The organism is Gemmobacter aquarius (genome assembly GCF_003060865.1).
In the GTDB taxonomy this organism is placed as follows: domain Bacteria; phylum Pseudomonadota; class Alphaproteobacteria; order Rhodobacterales; family Rhodobacteraceae; genus Paragemmobacter; species Paragemmobacter aquarius.
Genome location: NZ_CP028918.1, coordinates 1,408,197 through 1,426,656, shown reverse-complemented (window position 1 = coordinate 1,426,656; position 18,460 = coordinate 1,408,197). Strand labels below are relative to the sequence as shown.

16 protein-coding genes are annotated in these 18,460 nt (G+C 63.2%); 8 read left to right on the top strand and 8 right to left on the bottom strand.

What is annotated here, in order from left to right; translation table 11 throughout:
* The first annotated feature begins 77 nt into the window (after positions 1-77).
* From HYN69_RS06845 to HYN69_RS06810, 8 genes are all read left to right on the top strand, one after another.
* Positions 78-887 carry a DeoR/GlpR family DNA-binding transcription regulator gene (locus HYN69_RS06845; RefSeq protein WP_108435083.1) on the top strand — a complete coding sequence of 270 codons (810 nt, stop codon included), beginning with the start codon at positions 78-80 and terminating at the stop codon, positions 885-887.
* A 43-nt stretch (positions 888-930) separates the two neighbouring features.
* Positions 931-1,920, top strand: a complete 990-nt coding sequence (gene rhaS, locus HYN69_RS06840) for a rhamnose ABC transporter substrate-binding protein (protein ID WP_108435082.1) — start codon at positions 931-933, stop codon at positions 1,918-1,920.
* Between the two features lie 66 nt (positions 1,921-1,986).
* The gene (locus tag HYN69_RS06835; RefSeq protein WP_108435081.1) at positions 1,987-3,501 is read left to right on the top strand and encodes a sugar ABC transporter ATP-binding protein; all 1,515 of its coding nucleotides are present in this window, start codon (positions 1,987-1,989) and stop codon (positions 3,499-3,501) included.
* Positions 3,498-4,472: an ABC transporter permease gene (locus HYN69_RS06830; RefSeq protein WP_108435080.1), complete on the top strand. Its 975-nt coding sequence runs from the start codon at positions 3,498-3,500 to the stop codon at positions 4,470-4,472. Before HYN69_RS06835 ends, HYN69_RS06830 begins: the two co-directional genes overlap by 4 nt.
* A gap of 76 nt (positions 4,473-4,548) precedes the next feature.
* Positions 4,549-5,457 (top strand): ABC transporter permease, encoded by a 909-nt coding sequence (locus HYN69_RS06825; protein WP_407925256.1) that lies wholly within the window; start codon positions 4,549-4,551, stop codon positions 5,455-5,457.
* Complete coding sequence (gene rhaM, locus HYN69_RS06820; protein ID WP_108435078.1) at positions 5,457-5,771, top strand: L-rhamnose mutarotase; 315 nt, start codon at positions 5,457-5,459, stop codon at positions 5,769-5,771. The genes HYN69_RS06825 and rhaM overlap by 1 nt, the downstream gene beginning before the upstream one ends.
* Positions 5,768-7,135: an FGGY-family carbohydrate kinase gene (locus HYN69_RS06815; RefSeq protein WP_108435077.1), complete on the top strand. Its 1,368-nt coding sequence runs from the start codon at positions 5,768-5,770 to the stop codon at positions 7,133-7,135. Before rhaM ends, HYN69_RS06815 begins: the two co-directional genes overlap by 4 nt.
* Before the next feature lie 49 nt (positions 7,136-7,184).
* Positions 7,185-7,517 carry a rhodanese-like domain-containing protein gene (locus HYN69_RS06810; RefSeq protein WP_108435076.1) on the top strand — a complete coding sequence of 111 codons (333 nt, stop codon included), beginning with the start codon at positions 7,185-7,187 and terminating at the stop codon, positions 7,515-7,517.
* 4 nt (positions 7,518-7,521) lie between these two features.
* On the opposite strand, the gene HYN69_RS06805 is transcribed toward HYN69_RS06810, so the two are convergent.
* From HYN69_RS06805 to HYN69_RS06770, 8 genes are all read right to left on the bottom strand, one after another.
* Positions 7,522-9,885, bottom strand: coding sequence for a DUF1989 domain-containing protein (locus HYN69_RS06805; RefSeq protein ID WP_108435075.1), 2,364 nt, complete (start codon positions 9,883-9,885; stop codon positions 7,522-7,524).
* Positions 9,886-9,906: 21 nt separating this feature from the next.
* Positions 9,907-10,950, bottom strand: coding sequence for a heme-dependent oxidative N-demethylase family protein (locus tag HYN69_RS06800; RefSeq protein WP_108435074.1), 1,044 nt, complete (start codon positions 10,948-10,950; stop codon positions 9,907-9,909).
* A gap of 12 nt (positions 10,951-10,962) precedes the next feature.
* On the bottom strand, positions 10,963-11,928 hold the full coding sequence (locus tag HYN69_RS06795) for a PDR/VanB family oxidoreductase (RefSeq protein ID WP_108435073.1): 966 nt from the start codon (positions 11,926-11,928) through the stop codon (positions 10,963-10,965).
* Positions 11,925-12,545 (bottom strand): dimethylamine monooxygenase subunit DmmA family protein, encoded by a 621-nt coding sequence (locus HYN69_RS06790; protein WP_108435072.1) that lies wholly within the window; start codon positions 12,543-12,545, stop codon positions 11,925-11,927. The genes HYN69_RS06795 and HYN69_RS06790 overlap by 4 nt, the downstream gene beginning before the upstream one ends.
* 80 nt (positions 12,546-12,625) lie before the next feature.
* Positions 12,626-13,762 carry an aminomethyltransferase family protein gene (locus HYN69_RS06785; protein WP_108437074.1) on the bottom strand — a complete coding sequence of 379 codons (1,137 nt, stop codon included), beginning with the start codon at positions 13,760-13,762 and terminating at the stop codon, positions 12,626-12,628.
* Between the two features lie 427 nt (positions 13,763-14,189).
* Positions 14,190-15,956 (bottom strand): APC family permease, encoded by a 1,767-nt coding sequence (locus tag HYN69_RS06780; RefSeq protein ID WP_108435071.1) that lies wholly within the window; start codon positions 15,954-15,956, stop codon positions 14,190-14,192.
* 386 nt (positions 15,957-16,342) lie between these two features.
* Positions 16,343-17,710 (bottom strand): NAD(P)-binding domain-containing protein, encoded by a 1,368-nt coding sequence (locus tag HYN69_RS06775; protein ID WP_108435070.1) that lies wholly within the window; start codon positions 17,708-17,710, stop codon positions 16,343-16,345.
* A gap of 161 nt (positions 17,711-17,871) precedes the next feature.
* Positions 17,872-18,426: a winged helix DNA-binding protein gene (locus HYN69_RS06770; protein WP_108435069.1), complete on the bottom strand. Its 555-nt coding sequence runs from the start codon at positions 18,424-18,426 to the stop codon at positions 17,872-17,874.
* Positions 18,427-18,460: the final 34 nt, after the last annotated feature.

Sequence of the window (18,460 nt, the reverse complement as noted above, 5' to 3'; positions counted from 1 at the left end):
TGCAAAATGATTGCTGTGACTGAAAATGATTGACAGTGATTGGAATAGACGGCAGCGTGACAGCCAAGGAGGACACAATGCACGAAAGCGAAAGGCACAGAATCATCCTGTCCGCCGTGCAGGAACGCCCCGTGGCGACCGTGGCCGATCTGGTCACGCTGACTGGCGCGTCCGAAGCCACGGTGCGGCGCGATATCGCGACGATGCATGTCCAGAAGAAACTGCGCCGCGTGCGGGGCGGGGCCGAATCCATAGCGCCGCCGAATTTCGTCGGCATCAACGCCCGCCCCTTCAGCATGGACGAAGGCATCCGCAGCGCGGAAAAGCGCGCCATCGCCCGCGCGGCGGTCGACCTGTGCGACGATGGCTCGCCCATCATCATCAACGGCGGAACGACCACATTCCAGATGGTGCACCCGCTGACGGCCAAGCGCTTGCAGGTGTTCACCAACAGCTTTCCCATTGCGGAACATCTGCTCAAGCATTCCAAGAACACCGTCCTGCTGCCCGCAGGCGCGATCTACCGCGAACAGAACATCATCCTGTCGCCCTTCGACAATGACGGCTCGTCGCATTTCTGGGCGCGGCGCATGTTCATGGGATGTCGCGGCCTTGGCCCCCTGGGCCTGATGGAGGGCGACCCCCTGCTGATACAGGCCGAGCAAAAGCTGATCGGTCAGGCGGACGAGCTGGTCGTGCTGGCCGACAGCACGAAATTCGCCAAGCGGTCGAGCATGCTTTTGTGCCCGCTGGCACGCATCCACACCGTCATCACCGACGAAGGAATTTCCGACCGTGACGCGAGCATGCTCGAAGCGGCGGATGTACGGCTGATCGTGGCGCAGGTTGGCGCCTCGGACAGGAATATGGCCGCGCAGGAGGCATAAGGGCGCGACCGCAAAAAAGACTGAAACGCTCAGGGAGGAACACATGAGCATACTTCGCAAGGCACTGACGACGGCGGCACTCGCCACCGCACTGATCGCCAACGGAGCCCACGCCGAAACCAAGCGCATCGCGCTGGTGGTCAAGGCGCTTGGCATCGGCTTCTTCGAGGCTGCCAACAAGGGCGCGGAAGAAGCGGCCAAGGAACTCGGCGATGTAGAGATCATCTACACCGGCCCGACCGACACCACCGCCGAAGGCCAGATCGAGGTGATCAACAGCCTCATCGCCCAAGGCGTGGACGCCATCGCCATTTCGGCCAACGACCCCGACGCCGTGGCGCCTGCGCTGAAAAAGGCGATGGAGCGTGGCATCACCGTGATTTCGTGGGATTCGGGCGTGGCCAAGGACGGCCGCCAGATGCACCTGAACCCGTCATCTTCCGCGCTGATCGGCAATACGATCATCAAGCTCGCCGCCGATCACATGCCCGATGGCGGTGACGTGGCGATCCTGTCGGCGACGTCAACCTCGACCAACCAGAACATCTGGATCGAAGAGGCCACCAAGGTGCTGCCGAACTATCCGGGCGTGAACCTTGTCGCCACCGTCTATGGCGATGACCTTGCCGACAAATCCTACCGTGAAGCCCAAGGCCTGATCCAGACCTACCCGAACCTGAAAGCGATCATCGCGCCGACGACCGTGGGCATCCTTGCCGCAAGCCAAGCCGTGACCGATGCCGGCAAGATCGGTTCGATCAACGTGACGGGCCTTGGCCTGCCGTCGGAAATGGCCGGTGCCGTCGAATCCGGTGCCACGGTCTCCTTCGCGATCTGGAACCCGATCGATCTGGGCTATGCGGCGACCATGCTGGCCTACAACATCTCGAACGGTGCCAAGGCTGAACCGGGCGCATCGATCCCGATGGGCCGGATGGGTGCGGCAACGCTTGACGACAACAACGAAGCGGCCATGTCGGACCCCTTCACCTACGACAAGTCGAACATCGAAGAGTTCAAGTCGATCTTCTGATCGGCACCCCTCCGGGCCGCTGCGCTCCCGCGCGGCCCGGAGCCCTTTTCTTCGCAGGAATTCCCCATGACCGCCCCCACCCCACCGCAGCTCGTGCTGCGCCTTTCCGGCATATCGAAAAGCTTTCCGGGCGTGCGTGCACTGTCGGAGGTGCAGCTTGACCTTTACGCGGGGCAAGTAACGGCGCTGATCGGCGAGAATGGCGCGGGCAAATCGACCATCGTCAAGGTGCTGACCGGCATCTACCAGCCCGACGGCGGGCGGATCGAGATCGACGGCGCGCCCGTCAGCTTTCCCACCGCCGATGCCGCAGCGCGTCTGGGCGTGACCGCGATCCATCAGGAAACCGTGCTGTTCGACGAATTGACCGTGGCCGAGAACATCTTCATCGGCCACGCGCCACTCAACCGCTTTGGCCTGATCGACTGGGCCAAGATGGAGGCCGAGGCCCGCGCCCTGCTGGCACGCATCGGCGCCGACCTCGACCCGCGCCTGACCCTGCGCGAGTTGGGCATCGCCTCGAAACACCTTGTCGCCATTGCGCGTGCGCTGTCCATCGATGCCCGCGTGGTCATCATGGACGAACCGACCGCCGCGCTGAGCCACAAGGAAATCCACGAGCTTTACGAACTGGTCGAACGGCTGAAGGCCGAGGGCAAGGCGATCTTGTTCATCAGCCACAAGTTCGATGAAATCTTCCGCATCGCCGACCGCTACACCGTGTTCCGCGACGGGGCTTTCATCGGCGCGGGGCGCATGGAGGATGTGACCGAAGGGCAGTTGGTGCAGATGATGGTGGGCCGGTCGGTCGACCAGATCTTCCCGCACCGCGCCCATAACATCGGCGCACCCGTGCTGACCGTATCGGGCTACAGCCACCCGACAGAATTCGAAGACATCGGCTTTACCCTGCATCGCGGCGAAATCCTTGGCTTTTACGGCCTTGTCGGGGCTGGCAGGTCCGAGGTGATGCAGGCGCTGTTCGGCATCACCAAACCCTCCAAAGGGGCCTGCCGCATCGGTGACGGCATCGCCGTGATCCGCTCGACCGCCGAGGCGATTGCCCAAGGGATCGTCTATGTCCCAGAAGACAGGGGCAAGCAGGGCGCGGTCAAAGGCTTGCCGATCTATCAGAACATCACCCTGCCCTCGCTGTCGCGCACGTCACGCAGCGGTTTTCTGCGGCTGGCGCAGGAATTCAAGCTGGCGCGTGACTATACGCGCAGGCTCGATCTGCGGGCCGCCAGCCTCGATCAGGATGTGGGGCTGCTGTCGGGCGGGAACCAGCAAAAGGTGGTGATCGCGAAATGGCTGGCGACCAAGCCGCGGGTGATCATTCTGGATGAACCGACCAAGGGCATCGACATCGGATCGAAGGCGGCGGTGCATGAATTCATGGCCGAGCTTGCCGCCGAAGGGTTGGCCGTGATCATGGTTTCCAGCGAAATCCCCGAAATCCTCGGCATGTCGGACCGCGTGATCGTCATGCGCGAAGGCCGCATCGCCGCCGAGTTGAAAGGCCCCGAGATGACCCCCGAAAGATTGGTCCGCGCCGCTGCGGGCATAGCCGAGGCCGCATGACACGTTTTCTCAAATCGCGCGAGATATTGCTCGCCCTTGCCATCCTGTTGCTGGTCGCGGTCATCGCCACGCGCTTTCCGGCCTTTGTCGCGCCGCGCAATCTGGCAGGCGTGTTCAACGACACCTCGCCGCTGATCATTCTGGCCATCGGGCAGATGATCGTGATCCTGACGAAATGCATCGACCTGTCGGTGGCGGCCACGCTGGCGCTGTGCGGCATGGTCGCGGCCATGCTGAACGGGGCGGGCCTGCCCTTGCCGCTGATCCTGCTGGCGGCAATCGTGCTTGGTGCTGCCTTGGGCGCAGTCAACGGCCTGCTTGTGTGGAAGGTCGACATTCCCCCCATCGTGGTCACGCTTGGCACCATGACCATCTATCGCGGCATCATCTTTCTGATTTCCGAAGGAAAATGGATCAACGCCCACCAGATGACCGCCGGTTTCAAAGACCTGCCGCGCACCGAAATCCTCGGGCTGCATGTGATGTCATGGATCGCCATCGCCGTCATCGCGGGGGGCGCCGTGCTGGTGAACCGCACCGCCTTGGGGCGCAGTTTCTATGCCGTGGGCGGCAACCCCCATGCGGCCGTCTATACCGGCATCGATGTGGGCCGCACGCAGGCCGTGGCCTTTGTGCTGTCGGGGGCGCTGGCGGGGCTGACCGGATACCTTTGGGTCGCCCGCTACGCCGTGGCTTACGTCGACATCGCGGGCGGGTTCGAGCTTGACGTGGTCGCCGCCTGCGTGATCGGCGGGGTCGCCATCGCGGGGGGCGCTGGCACGATCCTTGGCTGCGTGCTGGGCGCGCTGTTCCTTGGCGTCATCAAGAACGCCCTGCCCGTGGTCGGCATCTCGCCCTTCTGGCAACTTGCCATCTCGGGCAGCGCGATCATCATCGCCGTCGCCTTCAACGCCCGCCAGGGCCGCGCCCGTGGCCGCATCATCCTCAGATCCGCCGAGGCCCGCGCATGAGTGACACCCTCACCCCCGCCTTATCCCAGACCGGCTGACCTCGCCCCTGTCCCGCGCGCTGCGGTCGTGGGAGGCGCTGTTGATCGTCGTCGCCGTGGCGGTGTTCATCGCCAACGCCTTTGCGTCACCCTATTTCCTGAATGCGTGGAACCTGTCGGACGCGACCTTCAACTTTACCGAAAAGGCGATGATCGCATTCGCCATGGCCATGCTGGTGATCGCGGGCGAGATCGACCTGTCGGTCGCATCCATCATAGCACTTGCGTCGACCGCGATGGGCGTGGCGATGACCGCCGGTTTCGGCACGCCCGCGCTGGTGGCGGTGGGCATTGCTACGGGGGTGCTGTGCGGGGCGCTGAACGGGGTGTTTGTCGCACGGCTTGGGCTGCCATCCATCGTCGTCACCATCGGCACCATGAGCCTGTTTCGCGGCATCAGCTATATCGTGCTGGGCGATCAGGCCTTTACCGGCTACCCCGAGCATTTTGCGTGGTTCGGCCAAGGCTATGTCTGGTGGGTGTTCAGCTTCGAACTGGTGCTGTTCGCCGTGCTGGCGCTGGCCTTCTACATCCTGCTGCACCGCACCAATTTTGGCCGGTCGGTCTATGCCATCGGCAACAACCCCACCGCCGCGCTGTTTTCGGGCATCCGCGTGGACCGCGTGCGCTTCATCCTGTTCCTGCTCACCGGCCTGACATCGGGCATCGCCGCCGTCTGCCTGACCTCGCGGCTTGGCTCCACCCGCCCCTCCATCGCCACGGGGATGGAGCTTGAGGTGGTCACCATGGTCGTGCTTGGCGGGGTCAGCATCCTTGGCGGGTCGGGCACGATCGCGGGCGTGGTGCTCGCCGCGATCATCATGGGGCTTGTCACATTCGGCTTCGGCCTGCTCAACGTGCCGGGGATCGTGATGTCGATCTTCCTTGGCCTGCTGCTTATCGCAGTCATCGCCATTCCGCGCCTGCTGCGCCGCAGGGGGACATGATGCAGAAATACGCCTTTACCATGCGCCTCTATCCGGGGTGCGAGGCCGAATACCGCAAGCGCCATGACGAGATCTGGCCCGAACTGGTGGCCTTGCTGCGCGAGGCGGGGATCAGCGATTATTCGATCCACCTCGACCCTGATACGCTGATCCTTTTCGGCGTGCTCTGGCGGACCGACGACCATTCGATGGACGATCTGCCCAAATCACCGGTGATGCAGCGCTGGTGGGCGCATATGGCCGATATCATGTTGACCAACACAAAGAACGAGCCGCTGGCCATGCCGCTGCAAACCGTCTTTCACATGCCATGACCCGCATCGCCGTCATCGACATCGGCAAGACCAATGCCAAGCTGGCGCTGGTCGATCTGGAAGCGCGGCGCGAGATCGCGGTGGTCACGCGCCCCAACAGCGTGCTGGCCGGCCCGCCCTATCCGCATTTCGACACCGAGGGGCATTGGCAGTTCCTGCTGGCAGGTTTGCGCGATTTTCACGCAAGCCACGGCATCGACGCGATTTCGGTCACCACCCATGGCGCGGCGGCGGCGCTGCTGGCAACAGACGGGTCGCTGGCCGCCCCGGTGCTCGATTACGAACATAGCGGACCAGACACATTCGCGCAGGAATACAACGCCTTGCGGCCCGATTTTGACGTGACCGGATCGCCCCGCCTGCCGATGGGGCTGAACCTTGGCGCGCAGCTTCACTGGCAATTCGCAACCGACCCTGCCTTGCACGACCGCACCGCGCATATCGTGACCTATCCGCAATACTGGGGTTTTCGGCTGACCGGCGAGGTGGCGAGTGATGTCACCAGCATCGGCTGCCATACCGACCTATGGAACCCGTTTGCGGGATGCTTTTCGCCCTTGGTCGACCGTTTGGGGCTGTCGGGCAAACTCGCCCCCACGCGGGCCTCGGGCGAAATCCTCGGCACCATCACGCGCGGGGTGGCGCAGGCGACCGGCCTGCCCCTGACGACGCGGGTGGCCACGGGAATACATGACAGCAACGCCTCGCTTTTGCCGCACCTGATCGACCGGCCCGCGCCGTTTTCGGTGGTCTCGACCGGCACATGGGTGATTTCCATGGCGGTCGGGGGCGATGCTGTCCCGCTTGATCCGGCCCGCGATACCTTGGTCAACGTGAACGCCTTTGGCCAGCCCGTGCCCTCGGCCCGTTTCATGGGAGGGCGCGAGTATGAGACGTTGCGCCAGCCTTCCGCCGCGACCGATGCCGATCTTGCGGCGGTGCTTGGCGCAGGGGTGCGGCTTTTGCCTTCGGTGCAGCAGGGCAGCGGGCCATTTCCCAAGGCGCTGGCCGAATGGCGACCCGCCGAGCCGCAAAATGCCAACGTGTGCGAGGTGGCGATCGGCCATTACCTCGCGCTGATGACCGCCGAATGCCTGTCGATGACCGGTGCAAAGGGGCCGGTGCTGGTCGAGGGGCCTTTCGCCCGGAACCGCTGGTATACCGCCATGCTGGCGACGGCCACGGGGCGCGCCGTCGTCACCTCTCCGTCGCAAACCGGCACGGCGATAGGTGCGGCACTGCTTTTTGGCGGCAGCGCGCAGCACGCCGCGCCGGAAGTGCCGCCGATGCCTGATGCAGTGCTTCGGCAGCTCGCAGGGCTTTGGCGGGCCGATGTCGCCGGTCGGGGTTTACATATTCAATAGAAAGAATATATATGGCGACAGCCGCCACGAACATCGCAAAGGACGCGCCATGATGCCCCCGCTGACCCCTGCCGAAGCCCGCGAGCTCGCGGATGCCGGACAGATCACCCTGCTCGACGTGCGCGAATTGGCCGAAGTGCAGGCCAGCGGCCTTGCCAAGGGGGCGGTGCATATTCCGCTGGCCATGATTCCGCTGCGGGCCAACCGGCAGGCACCGGACCATGACCCGCTGCTCGATCCGGCAAAGCCCGTCGCGGTCTATTGCGCCGCGGGGGCCCGCGCCGGACGGGCGGCGGATCTGCTTGCGTCACTTGGCTACGCCGCCCACAACATCGGCGGTTTCGCCGACTGGTGCGCCGCAGGCGGCGAGGTCGAACGCTAGCCCCCTACGACTGCGGTCGCGTCTTCTTCGGGTCGTAATGCGACAGGGGCACGACCACGGCCGGAAGCCGCTTCTGGTGGCCGTCGAGCTTGCCAACCTCGACCGCCGTTCCCGCCTCGGCATGGGCCACATCGACCCGCGCCAGCGCGATGTTCTTCCCCAAGATGGGCGAGCGCATCGACGATGTCACTTCGCCCACCTGCGCGCGACCGATGTGGATGCAATCGCCGTGGCCCACGTTCACGGCCGCGTCGATATCCAGCCCCACGAATTTCCAGCGCGGGTTTTCCTTGCGGCGGATCAGCGCGTCGCGGCCGATGAAATCGTCGGTCTTCGACTTCAGCGGCACGGTAAAGCCTATGCCAGCCTCGAACGGGTCGGTCTGGTCGGAAAAATCATAGCCCGCAAAGATCAGCCCCGCCTCGATCCGCACCATATCCAGCGCGGCAAGCCCCATCGGTTTCAGCCCCAGATCGCGGCCATGTTCCCAGACCGCATCGTAAACCGCCGTGCCATCCTTGGGGTGGCAGAACACCTCGTAGCCCAACTCGCCGGTATAGCCGGTGCGTGACACCACGACCGGAGCGCCCTCCGGTCCGCCAATACGCGCCACGGTGAAGCGGAACCAGCCCAACTCCTCGACCGTCGGCTGATGCGGCGCGGTCCAGATCATCCGCCGCAGGATCTCGCGGCTGTTCGGGCCTTGGACGGCAAGGTTGTGCAACTGGTCGGTCGAAGACCGCACCATGACCTTCAACTCCAGCTTTTCGGCCTGTTCGCGCAGCCAGATGCCGCCGTAATCATCGCCGCCGATCCAGCGGAAATTGTCGCGCCCCAGACGGAACAGCGTGCCGTCGTCGATCATCCCGCCGTGTTCGTAGCACATGGCCGAATAGACCACCTGCCCTACCGACAGTTTTTTAACATCGCGGGTCAGCGTGTATTGCATCAAAGCTTCGGCATCCGGCCCCGTCACCTCGAATTTCCTGAGCGGTGACAGGTCCAGCACCACGGCCTTTTCGCGGCATGCCCAGTATTCCTCGATCGCGCCATGCGACGAATACTCCTGCGGCAGCCAGTAGCCCTTGTATTCCACCACGTTGCGGGTCAACGCGCCCGTGCGTGCGGCAAATGCCGTGTCCTTGCTCATCTTCGGCTCCGAATTGGGCGTGGCGCGGTGGGCAATCGCGCGGCTGAAAGTTTCCGCGCCCGAATAGGTGCGGACGTGGATGTCGGACAGATACCAGCCGTTCGAGGGCGAGGTGTCGTCCGGGCAGGCCGAGTTGACGCAGACCAGATCGGTCAGCGCGCGGAACAGCACATAATCGCCGGGGCGGGACCATGGCTCGTCGGAATACATCACGCCATGCGCGTCGATGCCGGTGTTGAAGAACAGGTTCACCGCCATCCAGCCGGGGCGCGCGGCAACCCCATGCGGGGTGAGGGCGCCGTTGAAATTGTCCGAACAGTTGGCGTGGCCGGGATAGCCGATGTCGTCGTAATATTTCGCCGCACAGGCCATGGCGAAAGCGTCGTGGCGGCCCACGGTATCCTGCACCACCTCGACCAGCGGCAGCATGTCCTGATCGTAATACTTCGAATGCAGGCCGGGCATGGAATAGGCATGGCCCATCAGCGTACGCGAGGTCGTCACGTCAAGCGCATGCTCGATCCCCTTGTCCAGCTTTCGCGCCGCAAAGCACTGGAAATCGGTGCATTGGCGGCCATCGACGTCGATCACCTGGATGTAATCGCCCGCCTTGACGAAATAGGCCTCGGCGGTGGCCGATTTGACGCGCAGGTCAAGCACGGGGTCGGCCAAGGGGTCGGGCAGGTCGAACTGGCCTGCCAGTTTCAGCGTGGCGCGAGTGATTTTCAGCACGAGCGGCGTCGCCGTATCCTGCCCGTCAGGGTCCATCTGGCCGGGTGCTGCGACGATCAGCACGCCGTCGCGGGTGACGGTGAAACTTTCCTCGGTTCCGGCAGGGGTTTCGGCCCCGAACAGCGTCACCGCGCCGGCCTTGGCAAGGTCGATCCCCCGCCGTTCGATCCCCAGCCGCAAACCGCCAAGCCCGCTGCCGGTGCCCGACGCCAAAAGCGCCTTCAGCCCCCGCGCATCGGAATTGGATGCAGCCGCGATGATCCCCGCGTCGATCCGCCCCTGCTTGTCGGCGGCCACCAACTCGGCCACCTGCCCGCCTTCGGCATTGACCAGCGTGAAACGGTCGCCCGCCGACAGCGGCAGCAGGATCGCCCCCGCCCCCTGCACCTCGTAGCGCTCCGCCCCCGTCTGCGGCAAAAGCCCCGCAGGGGTCAAAATCCGGCTCGGCCGCGGCGGGCCTGGGTTCACCTTTGGATAGTCGAGCATCTGTTTTCCCCTAAGCGGCGGTCATGCGTCGGGCCACCAGCCCGCAGACGTGGGCGCGCCATCGTCGAATTGCGACAGGTATTCTACCATCAGCTCACGGTTCCGGATGAAACCCTTGTAGGTCGCAAGTTCGGGGTCGATGTCGCGCACCACGCGGTGCAGGCGGCGCGCCCATTTCGGCACCGTCACCAGCTCTTCGAACTTGATCAGATAACAACGGATCGGAAAGGCGATGGCGTTCGACCGCGGCAGCCGGTGCAGCGTCTGCAATTCAACCCGCAAATGCTGGCGATGCCCGATATTCTCGCGCGTCAGCGTGGTCTTGGTCGGCCCCCAGATATGGTAATTCTCGGGGCTGGTATCCAGCAACGGATCGACCGTCATCGTCCAGTTGAAGCGCCGCACAGGGGCACCGTGTTGCAGTTTCAGCAGGAACTTCAGCGCACGGTCGAACACGCCCATCTGATGCGCTTTCGGCACCGGCGCATGCCATTCGTGAAAGCTCATCCCGATATCGAAATCGAGCGACCAGTCGGCTTGGGTCGTGACCATTCCCGCCTCGATCCACAGGTTGTCGTCGCGCTGGTCTTGCAGCGTGAAATCGCCCTGCGCCTGGCGGGTAATGTACTCCATCGGCCCGCAAGGCAGCGTGGTCTCGTCCAGAAAGGTGAACTTCTGTTCGATCTGCAAGGGGCGGTTGATCCAGTGCCAATGGTTGCCGTTCTTGTGCAACTCGAACCACTGCGGATAGTCCCGCGCCTTGCTCTCCATGATCAGTTCCAGCAAGTCCCAGCCCGCCAGCGTCATATGCGGCAAAGACTGGCAACGCAGCGGATCGTCGGCCAGCACCTGTGCGCGGTCGCGCATCTCGGCCACGTAATGTTCATCGACATCGAACATATGTTCGAACACCGACCCCGGACGCCCCGGCACATGCGGCTCCATATTGACCGAATACATGTAATCGTCCCGGTCAAAGGGGAACGGAAACCGCCGGATCGCACGGGGCGAGTTCTTGAAGGTAAAATCGTTGCGGAAGGTTTCGTCGTTGAAGTCCAAGCCCATGACGGCCTCCGGTTAGCGGTCGAGCACGAGGGCGCGGCCCTCGAAGCGGGACACGCATGGCATGATTTTGGTGTTGCTGGCTTTGTCTTCGTCCGACAGCCAGTGGTCGTGATGGTGGATATGCCCGTCGCAGGCCAGCACCACCGTCTCGCATTGCCCGCAGGCCCCGCCACGGCAAAGGTAGGGCGCATCCACCCCCGCCATCTCCATCGCCTCGAGGATGGATTGCGCCGCCCCGACGGTGACGGTCTTGCCGGAACGGGCGAACTGCACCTCGAACGGATTGCCTACGGGAGGGGCAAGGAATTCTTCGGAATGGACGGTGTTTTTCGGCCAACCCGCCGCTTCGGCCCGCGCATGGGCCCATGCGATCATCCCCTTGGGGCCGCAGATGTAAAGATGCGTGCCAAGCGGTTGACCGGAAAGCAGATTGTCCAGTTCGACCACCTGCCCCGCCTCGTCGTAATAGACATGCACCCGCTCGCCATAGGTGGCGGTCAGATGATCGCAATAGGCCCCCAGCGCGGGGCTTCGCACGGCGTAGTGCAACTCGAACCGCTGCCCTTGACGCTGCAACTGGGCCATCATGCCGATGAAGGGCGTGATCCCGATGCCACCTGCCAGAAACAGGTGCTTTTTCGCCCGCGCATCGACAGGAAACAGGTTCACCGGATGGCTGATCTGCATCCGCATGCCGGCCCGCACGTGGTTGTGCAAGAACAGCGACCCGCCCCGCCCCACATCGTCACGCCGCACCGAAATGCTGTAACCGGACCGGTCCGAAGGGTCCGACATCAGCGAATAGGGGTTCATCCGCCGCGTGCCGTGATCGTCCATTTCAACGACGACATGCGCGCCACCCGAAAACGGCGGCATCACGCCCCCGTCTGCGCGCACGAAGCGGAAGCGCTTGATCAGCGGGTTCACCTCGACCACCTCGGCCACGGTCACGTCGAGTTTCGGGGTGCCGACCGTCATTTGAACCGCTCCACCGCCGGAGGCACGTTGCCCGGCTCTTCCGCATCGATACAAACCCCCTGAAACGCCGCCAGACGGCGCGAGTAATGGTCGCGCACGAACAGGTTCAACCCGCAATGGCTGCACACGAAGGGGTCGGTGGTGACGTTCTCGGTCACGCCCTTGCAATGCACGCATTGCACGCGGCGCGAAAGCGAGCCGCGATGTTCGGTCTGCACCGCCTCAAAGGGCAGGCCCGCCTCCATCGCCTCGCGCTGCGCCAGCCCGATCAGGGTTTCGGTGCCCGCCAGATAGATTTGCAGGCCCATATGGGCATCGGCCAGCACCTTTCGCACCCGCGACTGCGCCGCACCCCAACTGGGGCAACGGCGGAACTGCGCGGCGCCAAGCGCCTGCAACGCAGGCGTCATATCCGCACCGAACGGCCCCGGCATATAGATGATATGCGACCGCGCCATCAGGTCGGCCGCCCCGGCGCCCGCCTTGGCGAACAGATCGCACACCGCCCCCGCCCCTTCGCCATCGGCGACGAAAAGATGCGCCTTGCCCGCGCGCGGGGTCAATTCGCCATAGACGGGGCGGCTGCGGATCGAGGGTTCGAAGAAGGTTTTGGTCATCTGGTCAATCCGTAGGATGCGCCTTTACGGCGCATCTTTGGTAAGCGGGGAAAGGTGCGCGGAGACCGCGCACCCTACGCTCAGTCCTTGGCGGTACGGCGCTTTTTCTCGACGTCATAGAAGGGCATCGAATGGGTGGTGGCAGGGATCTCGCCATGGGTGGCGCAGTTGACCACCAGCTTGGTCCCGTTATTCGCGCAATCGACCGGCAGGCGGGCGATGGCGATGTTGTGCTTGTTCAGCGGCGAATACATCGCTTGCGTCACCACACCGACCTTTTGCCCGTTCTGGAACACCGGCGCGCCGTTGCCCGGCACGTTGGTGCCTTCCAGCTTCAGCCCCCAGATCTTGAAGCGTTCGCGGCCCTTGAGCCGGTAATGCTCTTCCGCGCCACGGAACCCCGTCTTGCCGGGCGACACAGTGAAATCGAGCCCCAACTCCCACAGCGTATCGCCGGGGCCTTCATTCTCGAACGGGTACATTTCCGAATTGTCGAAGGGGAAGAACAGCAGGTAGCTTTCCGTCCGCAGCATGTCGAGCGTGGTAAAGCGGCAAGGGATGATCCCCATCGACTTGCCCTCTTCCAGAATGCGGTCCCAGATCATCGGCGCATCTTGGCCCCGCACGAATAGCTCATACCCCCGCTCGCCGGTATAGCCGGTGCGCGAAATCATCGCGGGCTTGCCGAACAGGCTGGTCTGCATTTGCGCGAAATAGGGCAATTGGCGGATGCCCGGCACGTGCTTTTCAAGGTAATCCACCGCAAGCGGCCCCTGCAGCGACAGGTCGTGCAGGTTGTCGTCGAAGCGGATCGAGACATCGCGGCCCGTCGCGGCCATGGTCAGTTGTTCATGCGCGCCGCCTGATCCGTGCACGACCATGAAAGCGTTCGGCCCCGTGCGGTAGATCACGCAATCGTCGACGAACTTGCCCGCATCGTTCAGCATGGTCGCATAGACCGACCGGCCCGGCATCAGCTTTTCGATGTTCCGCGTGGTGGCGCGTTCGATCACATGGCTGGCTGCGGGTCCGGTGATATGCACCTTTTTCAGGCCCGACACATCCATCAACCCCGCCTTGGTGCGGATCGCCATATATTCGGCGTCCGGATCACCGTCATAGCTCCAGGCCGTGCCCATGCCGGACCAGTCCTCGAGGTTCGACCCCAAAGCGCGGTGCCGGTCGCCAAGCGTCGAAAAACGCCAAGAATTCGTCATGTCCATCCCCCCTGTTCAGGTTCTCTTTGGACCGGAGTGTTTCCCGAAGCCGGACAGAAATCAACATTCTTGTGCAAAACTTTTTCCTTAGAGGGAAAATTTTTGCCGCTGCATGACAGGTTCCCGTCGCTGGTTGCGCTATCGCTACCCGCGATTTCGGCAAAGCCGCCGCCCGCGGGGAAAATGTGATTCCCGCCTGCGCCCTGCCCCTCCCGCCGGAGAGGGCTGCCTGCCCTCTCCGGACCTCACCCGGGGATATTCGGGCCAGCATGAAAGCGAAAAAAGACAGGCTGGCTTTCATGCTGGTCCAAATATCCTCGGGGGGAAGGGACGCGGCACGCGGCCCTGCGGGGGCGGAAAGCCCCCCGTCTTCGGCCATGGAAAAGGGCGGCCAGAGGCCGCCCTTTCCGGTCCGTTTGCAAAAGGTTCAGCCCGGAAGCACGAAGAACCAGTTGGCCCAGAGCACCACGCAGGCCCCGGCGACCAGCGCGACATAGGGCCAGATCCCGGCGCGGCGCGGGCCGAGGTCGCCGTGATCGGTCAGGCCCAGATCCTCCATCGCCTCTTTCGGGAAATGGCCCTTGTCGACGACATAGTGCCGCCAGATGAACACCGGAATGATCAGTGCCGCGAAGATCAGCCCCGACCAGAGCGCGTTGGAATAGCCCCAGACCTTGGCCCCTGCGCCAAGGAACAGCGCGTTGACGAAGGACAGACCGCCGTTGAACCAGATCAGCGCGGTCGGCGCCTTCCAAGGGCGTTCCATATGCGGGCTGTCGATACGGTGGATCCAGCCTGCGTTAAGGTTGAGGAAGTTGAACAGGATGTAGCCCACGTTCGAGATCGCCAGAACGTAGAAATACCCGCCCACGTCCGAGGCCAGCGCCAGAAGGATGACGTTGAAGCCGAAGTCGGTCCACATCGCGCCGGTCGGTGCGCCGTTGTCGTTCACCTTGGACAGGTATTTCGGCAACCAGCCATCGCGCGACCCTTGGTAGAGCGTGCGCGACGATCCGGCCATCGCGGTCATGATCGCAAGGAACAGGGCGGCGATCATCAGGACGACGAAGATCTGGATGACGATCTTGTTCGACCCGAGCATGCCCCCCAGCGCCTCGGCGATGCCGGTGCCGTCGACGATGCCGGTGGCCAGCATGCCCTCGTGGCCCAGAACCCCCTGGAACGAGAAGGGGATAAGGAAGAAGAACACCACGCACAAAAGGCCCGAGTAGAAGATCGCCTTGAACGTGTCGGTCTTGGGATCTTTGAGTTCCCGCGTGTAGCAGACGGCGGTCTCGAACCCATAGGTCGACCACGCGGCGATATAAAGACCGCCCAGAAACAGCGTCCAGCCGCCGATGTCCCACGCGCCGTTCACGCCCGAATAGGCGGCGGTCGGCGGCACGATGTCGGTGACGTTCATATAGTCGATCTGGCCGGTGAAGATCGGCACGATCCCGACGAGCAGAAGCGGCACCAGCACCACGATCGCCAGCACCTTTTGCGCCGAAGCGGTCGAGGCGATGCCCTTGTGCTGGATCGCGAAGATGATCGACATCATGATCACGCCGATCACGAAGGTCGAGTTGATGTGCAGCGTTCCCAGACCGGGGACGTTGATCGCAAAAGCCTCCCACACGCGGAAGGCGGGGGTGAGTGCGGTCACGGCGTCAGCCGTGGCAACGGCCGTGATGGCGTCAGCCGGAGCGGTGCCGGCATTGGCCGCGATGTAATCGACGACCGAAGCCGTCTCGGCGGTATAATTCGCCAGATTGGCCGCAACCCAGTCGAGCACGAGCTGGCTTTCCGCCGCCGGAATCGGGAACAAGGCGTTCAGGATATAGCCCGCCGCGATGGCACAGCCCAAGGACAGCACGGGCGACCATGCAAACCAGTTGCACCACACCGACAAGGGCGCGATCAGCTTGGAATAGCGCAGCCATGCGGTCGCGCCATAGACTGACGTTCCGCCCGATTTATTGCCGAACATCCCCGCCATTTCGGCATAGGTAAAGGACTGCACAAAACCCATGCACATCGAGATGATCCAGACGGCAAAGGCGGCCTGACCCGCCACGCCCGCGATCCCGCCGAGCGAGAACAGCACGAGCGGCGGCACACCTGCGGCGACCCAGAAGGCGCCCTTCCAGTCAAGCGCGCGGTGCAACCCACCGGCGTTCGGTTCGGATGACATATATTGAACTCCCTTGTTCCCTGTTGGCCCGCAGTTGTCTGGCCGGTTGCATCCGGTCTTCAGGTCTGCGGTGCTTGCCCCCTCCGGTCGGACGGGACGGTTTTGTATTGGCGGGTCCACGGTTTCCCGGAACGCTTCCCCGCGCCAGATTGTGCGAGGAGTTTCCAACGGCAAAGCGTTTTTTCACCAAGGGGCAAAATTTTTCACCAAGGCCCTTGAAATCGCGCCGAACTTGCCAAGAAAGCGGGCAGGACCGCACGTCGCCCTGCTGTTCAACGGGTCGATTCGACTGGAATTTAGATCGCGCTAGCGACGAATCGCAAAAGAAAGCGGGCCGCCCCGAAGGTGCGGCCCGCAAAATGGTCTGTCCTGCACAGGCTGACGGTTCAGTTTTTCAGGTAGGCTTCCATGCTGTCTTCCAGCGCATCCTTCCACGGGGTGTGGTGCACCGGCGCCATGGTGCCGGTGATGACCGACCGGTAGGCGTTGTCGCGGAAGGTCATGATGCCCTTCTTCTTGTGTTCCTTCCACTCGAAGAAAGCCTCGCAGGCGCCGTCGACATCAAAGGACGGGTAATCCGTCTCGGCGATCAACTCCTTGACGTAGTCGCCCTGGTAATGGATCGCGTCATGCGCGTCTGCGCCTGCGTCTTCCTCGGCCACGCGGCGGGCGACATCGGCCAGCAGCACGGCCTTGTCCTTGGGGATCTCGATCCGCCCCATGATCGCATCGCGCACCCACCAGGCCTGCGCGTCGAACATGTTAAAGGTGAACCACTGGTCCTGCATGCCGACGTAAAACAGCTTGGGGTTATGCACCCACGCCACGCCTTTATACAGGTCGGCGGCGGCCAGACGGTTCGCGGTTTTCAGGCGCAGATCGTCGGGCAGATAGGGGAAGTGGTGCTTGTAGCCGGTGCACAGGATGATCGCATCGACCTTTTTGCTGGTGCCATCGCTGAAATAGGCGGTGGTCTCGTCCACCCGCACAAGCGCCGGAACCTCTTTCCAGTTGTCGGGCCAGTTAAAGCCCATCGGCGCGTTGCGATAGGCGACGGTGATCGATTTCGCGCCGTATTTCCAGCACTGCGACCCGATGTCTTCCGCCGAATAGGACGATCCGAGGATCAAGATGTCCTTGCCGTTGAACTCCATCGCGTCGCGGAAATCATGCGCGTGCAGCACGCGGCCACCGAATTGCGCGAAACCGGGGTATTCCGGCACGTTCGGCGTCGAGAAATGGCCCGAACAGACGATGACGTTGTCAAACACCTCGTCATACATGCTGTCTTTTTTCAGATCATGCGCGGTGACTGTAAACTTTCCCGAAGCCTCGTCGTATTTGACGAAACGGACCGGAGTGCAGAACCGGATCCAGTCGCGCACACCGGCCTTTTCGACGCGGCCCTGGATATAGTCGAACAGCACCGCGCGGGGCGGGTAGCTGGCGATCTGCTTGCCGAAATGCTCCTCGAAGGAATAATCCGCGAATTCCAGCCCCTCTTTCGGCCCGTTCGACCACAGGTAGCGATACATCGACCCGTGCACGGGTTCGCCGTGTTCATCAAGTCCCGTGCGCCACGTGTAATTCCACAAACCGCCCCAGTTCGCCTGCTTTTCGAAACACACGATTTCGGGAATTTCGGCCCCCTTGGCCGCCGCCGACTGGAAAGCCCGCAACTGTGCCAGACCCGATGGTCCGGCCCCGATGATCGCCACCCGCTTCTTCACTGCTGTCTCCGTTCTGTTCGTCATGTCCGACACACCCCACCGGCAAACGCTTTGCCTTGCGGACATAAGGCTAGAGCGGGGACATATTATGTGTCAAATATTTTTCCCTTGGGTAATATTCCGGCACAGGGAATATCCGAAGGATTGGCCGCATCCTTGGCGCGCACCGAAAGGGGAAGGCGCGGCTAGCTGCGGCGATGCGTGGCCGCGACGCGGGCGATTTCCTCGTATATGCCCGACAGCAGGTTCAGCGTGCGCGTCGCCTCGGCCAGACGGTCGGCAAAGCCGGGCACGTTGCCGACCGCCTGTATCAACAGCCGCCGCCGGAGCGCGCCGTAATCTTCCGTCACCTGCCGCCCGGTTTCCGTCACCTCGTAGGTCACACCCGACCGCCCTGCCCCGCGCCGCAGCACAAGCCCCGCGCCGATCAGCTTTCGCAGCGAATACTGGATGTTGGGCACATCGTCGCGGTTCGTCAGCCGCGCCAGATCCTTTATCGTCTTGGGCCGCTCGTTCATGCGGATGATGTGCAAAAGCGCATTCTCCGGCCCCGTCGCCGCGAGGTCACAGACCGAAGCCAGACATTCCGACTGCCAGCGACCGAATCCCTCGAACGTCCGCATCAGCGCGAATTCCAGTTCGGTCGTGTCCACCTCGACCGCACTTGCCGCGAGATGCCAGTGCCAGTCGATCCCCGGCACGGCCGCATCGGATTGAGTTTCAACGCTTTTCGCCGCCATGCCCGTCGCTCCTTGTGCCACGCGACTGTCACCG

Bases quoted from the DNA above. Each gene is read 5' to 3' on its own strand.
- HYN69_RS06845 (WP_108435083.1), top strand. From the start codon at position 78: ATGCACGAAAGCGAAAGGCACAGAATCATCCTGTCCGCCGTGCAGGAA.
- rhaS (WP_108435082.1), top strand. From the start codon at position 931: ATGAGCATACTTCGCAAGGCACTGACGACGGCGGCACTCGCCACCGCA.
- HYN69_RS06835 (WP_108435081.1), top strand. From the start codon at position 1,987: ATGACCGCCCCCACCCCACCGCAGCTCGTGCTGCGCCTTTCCGGCATA.
- HYN69_RS06830 (WP_108435080.1), top strand. From the start codon at position 3,498: ATGACACGTTTTCTCAAATCGCGCGAGATATTGCTCGCCCTTGCCATC.
- rhaM (WP_108435078.1), top strand. From the start codon at position 5,457: ATGCAGAAATACGCCTTTACCATGCGCCTCTATCCGGGGTGCGAGGCC.
- HYN69_RS06815 (WP_108435077.1), top strand. From the start codon at position 5,768: ATGACCCGCATCGCCGTCATCGACATCGGCAAGACCAATGCCAAGCTG.
- HYN69_RS06810 (WP_108435076.1), top strand. From the start codon at position 7,185: ATGATGCCCCCGCTGACCCCTGCCGAAGCCCGCGAGCTCGCGGATGCC.
- HYN69_RS06805 (WP_108435075.1), bottom strand. From the start codon at position 9,885: ATGCTCGACTATCCAAAGGTGAACCCAGGCCCGCCGCGGCCGAGCCGG.
- HYN69_RS06800 (WP_108435074.1), bottom strand. From the start codon at position 10,950: ATGGGCTTGGACTTCAACGACGAAACCTTCCGCAACGATTTTACCTTC.
- HYN69_RS06795 (WP_108435073.1), bottom strand. From the start codon at position 11,928: ATGACGGTCGGCACCCCGAAACTCGACGTGACCGTGGCCGAGGTGGTC.
- HYN69_RS06790 (WP_108435072.1), bottom strand. From the start codon at position 12,545: ATGACCAAAACCTTCTTCGAACCCTCGATCCGCAGCCGCCCCGTCTAT.
- HYN69_RS06785 (WP_108437074.1), bottom strand. From the start codon at position 13,762: ATGACGAATTCTTGGCGTTTTTCGACGCTTGGCGACCGGCACCGCGCT.
- HYN69_RS06780 (WP_108435071.1), bottom strand. From the start codon at position 15,956: ATGTCATCCGAACCGAACGCCGGTGGGTTGCACCGCGCGCTTGACTGG.
- HYN69_RS06775 (WP_108435070.1), bottom strand. From the start codon at position 17,710: ATGACGAACAGAACGGAGACAGCAGTGAAGAAGCGGGTGGCGATCATC.
- HYN69_RS06770 (WP_108435069.1), bottom strand. From the start codon at position 18,426: ATGGCGGCGAAAAGCGTTGAAACTCAATCCGATGCGGCCGTGCCGGGG.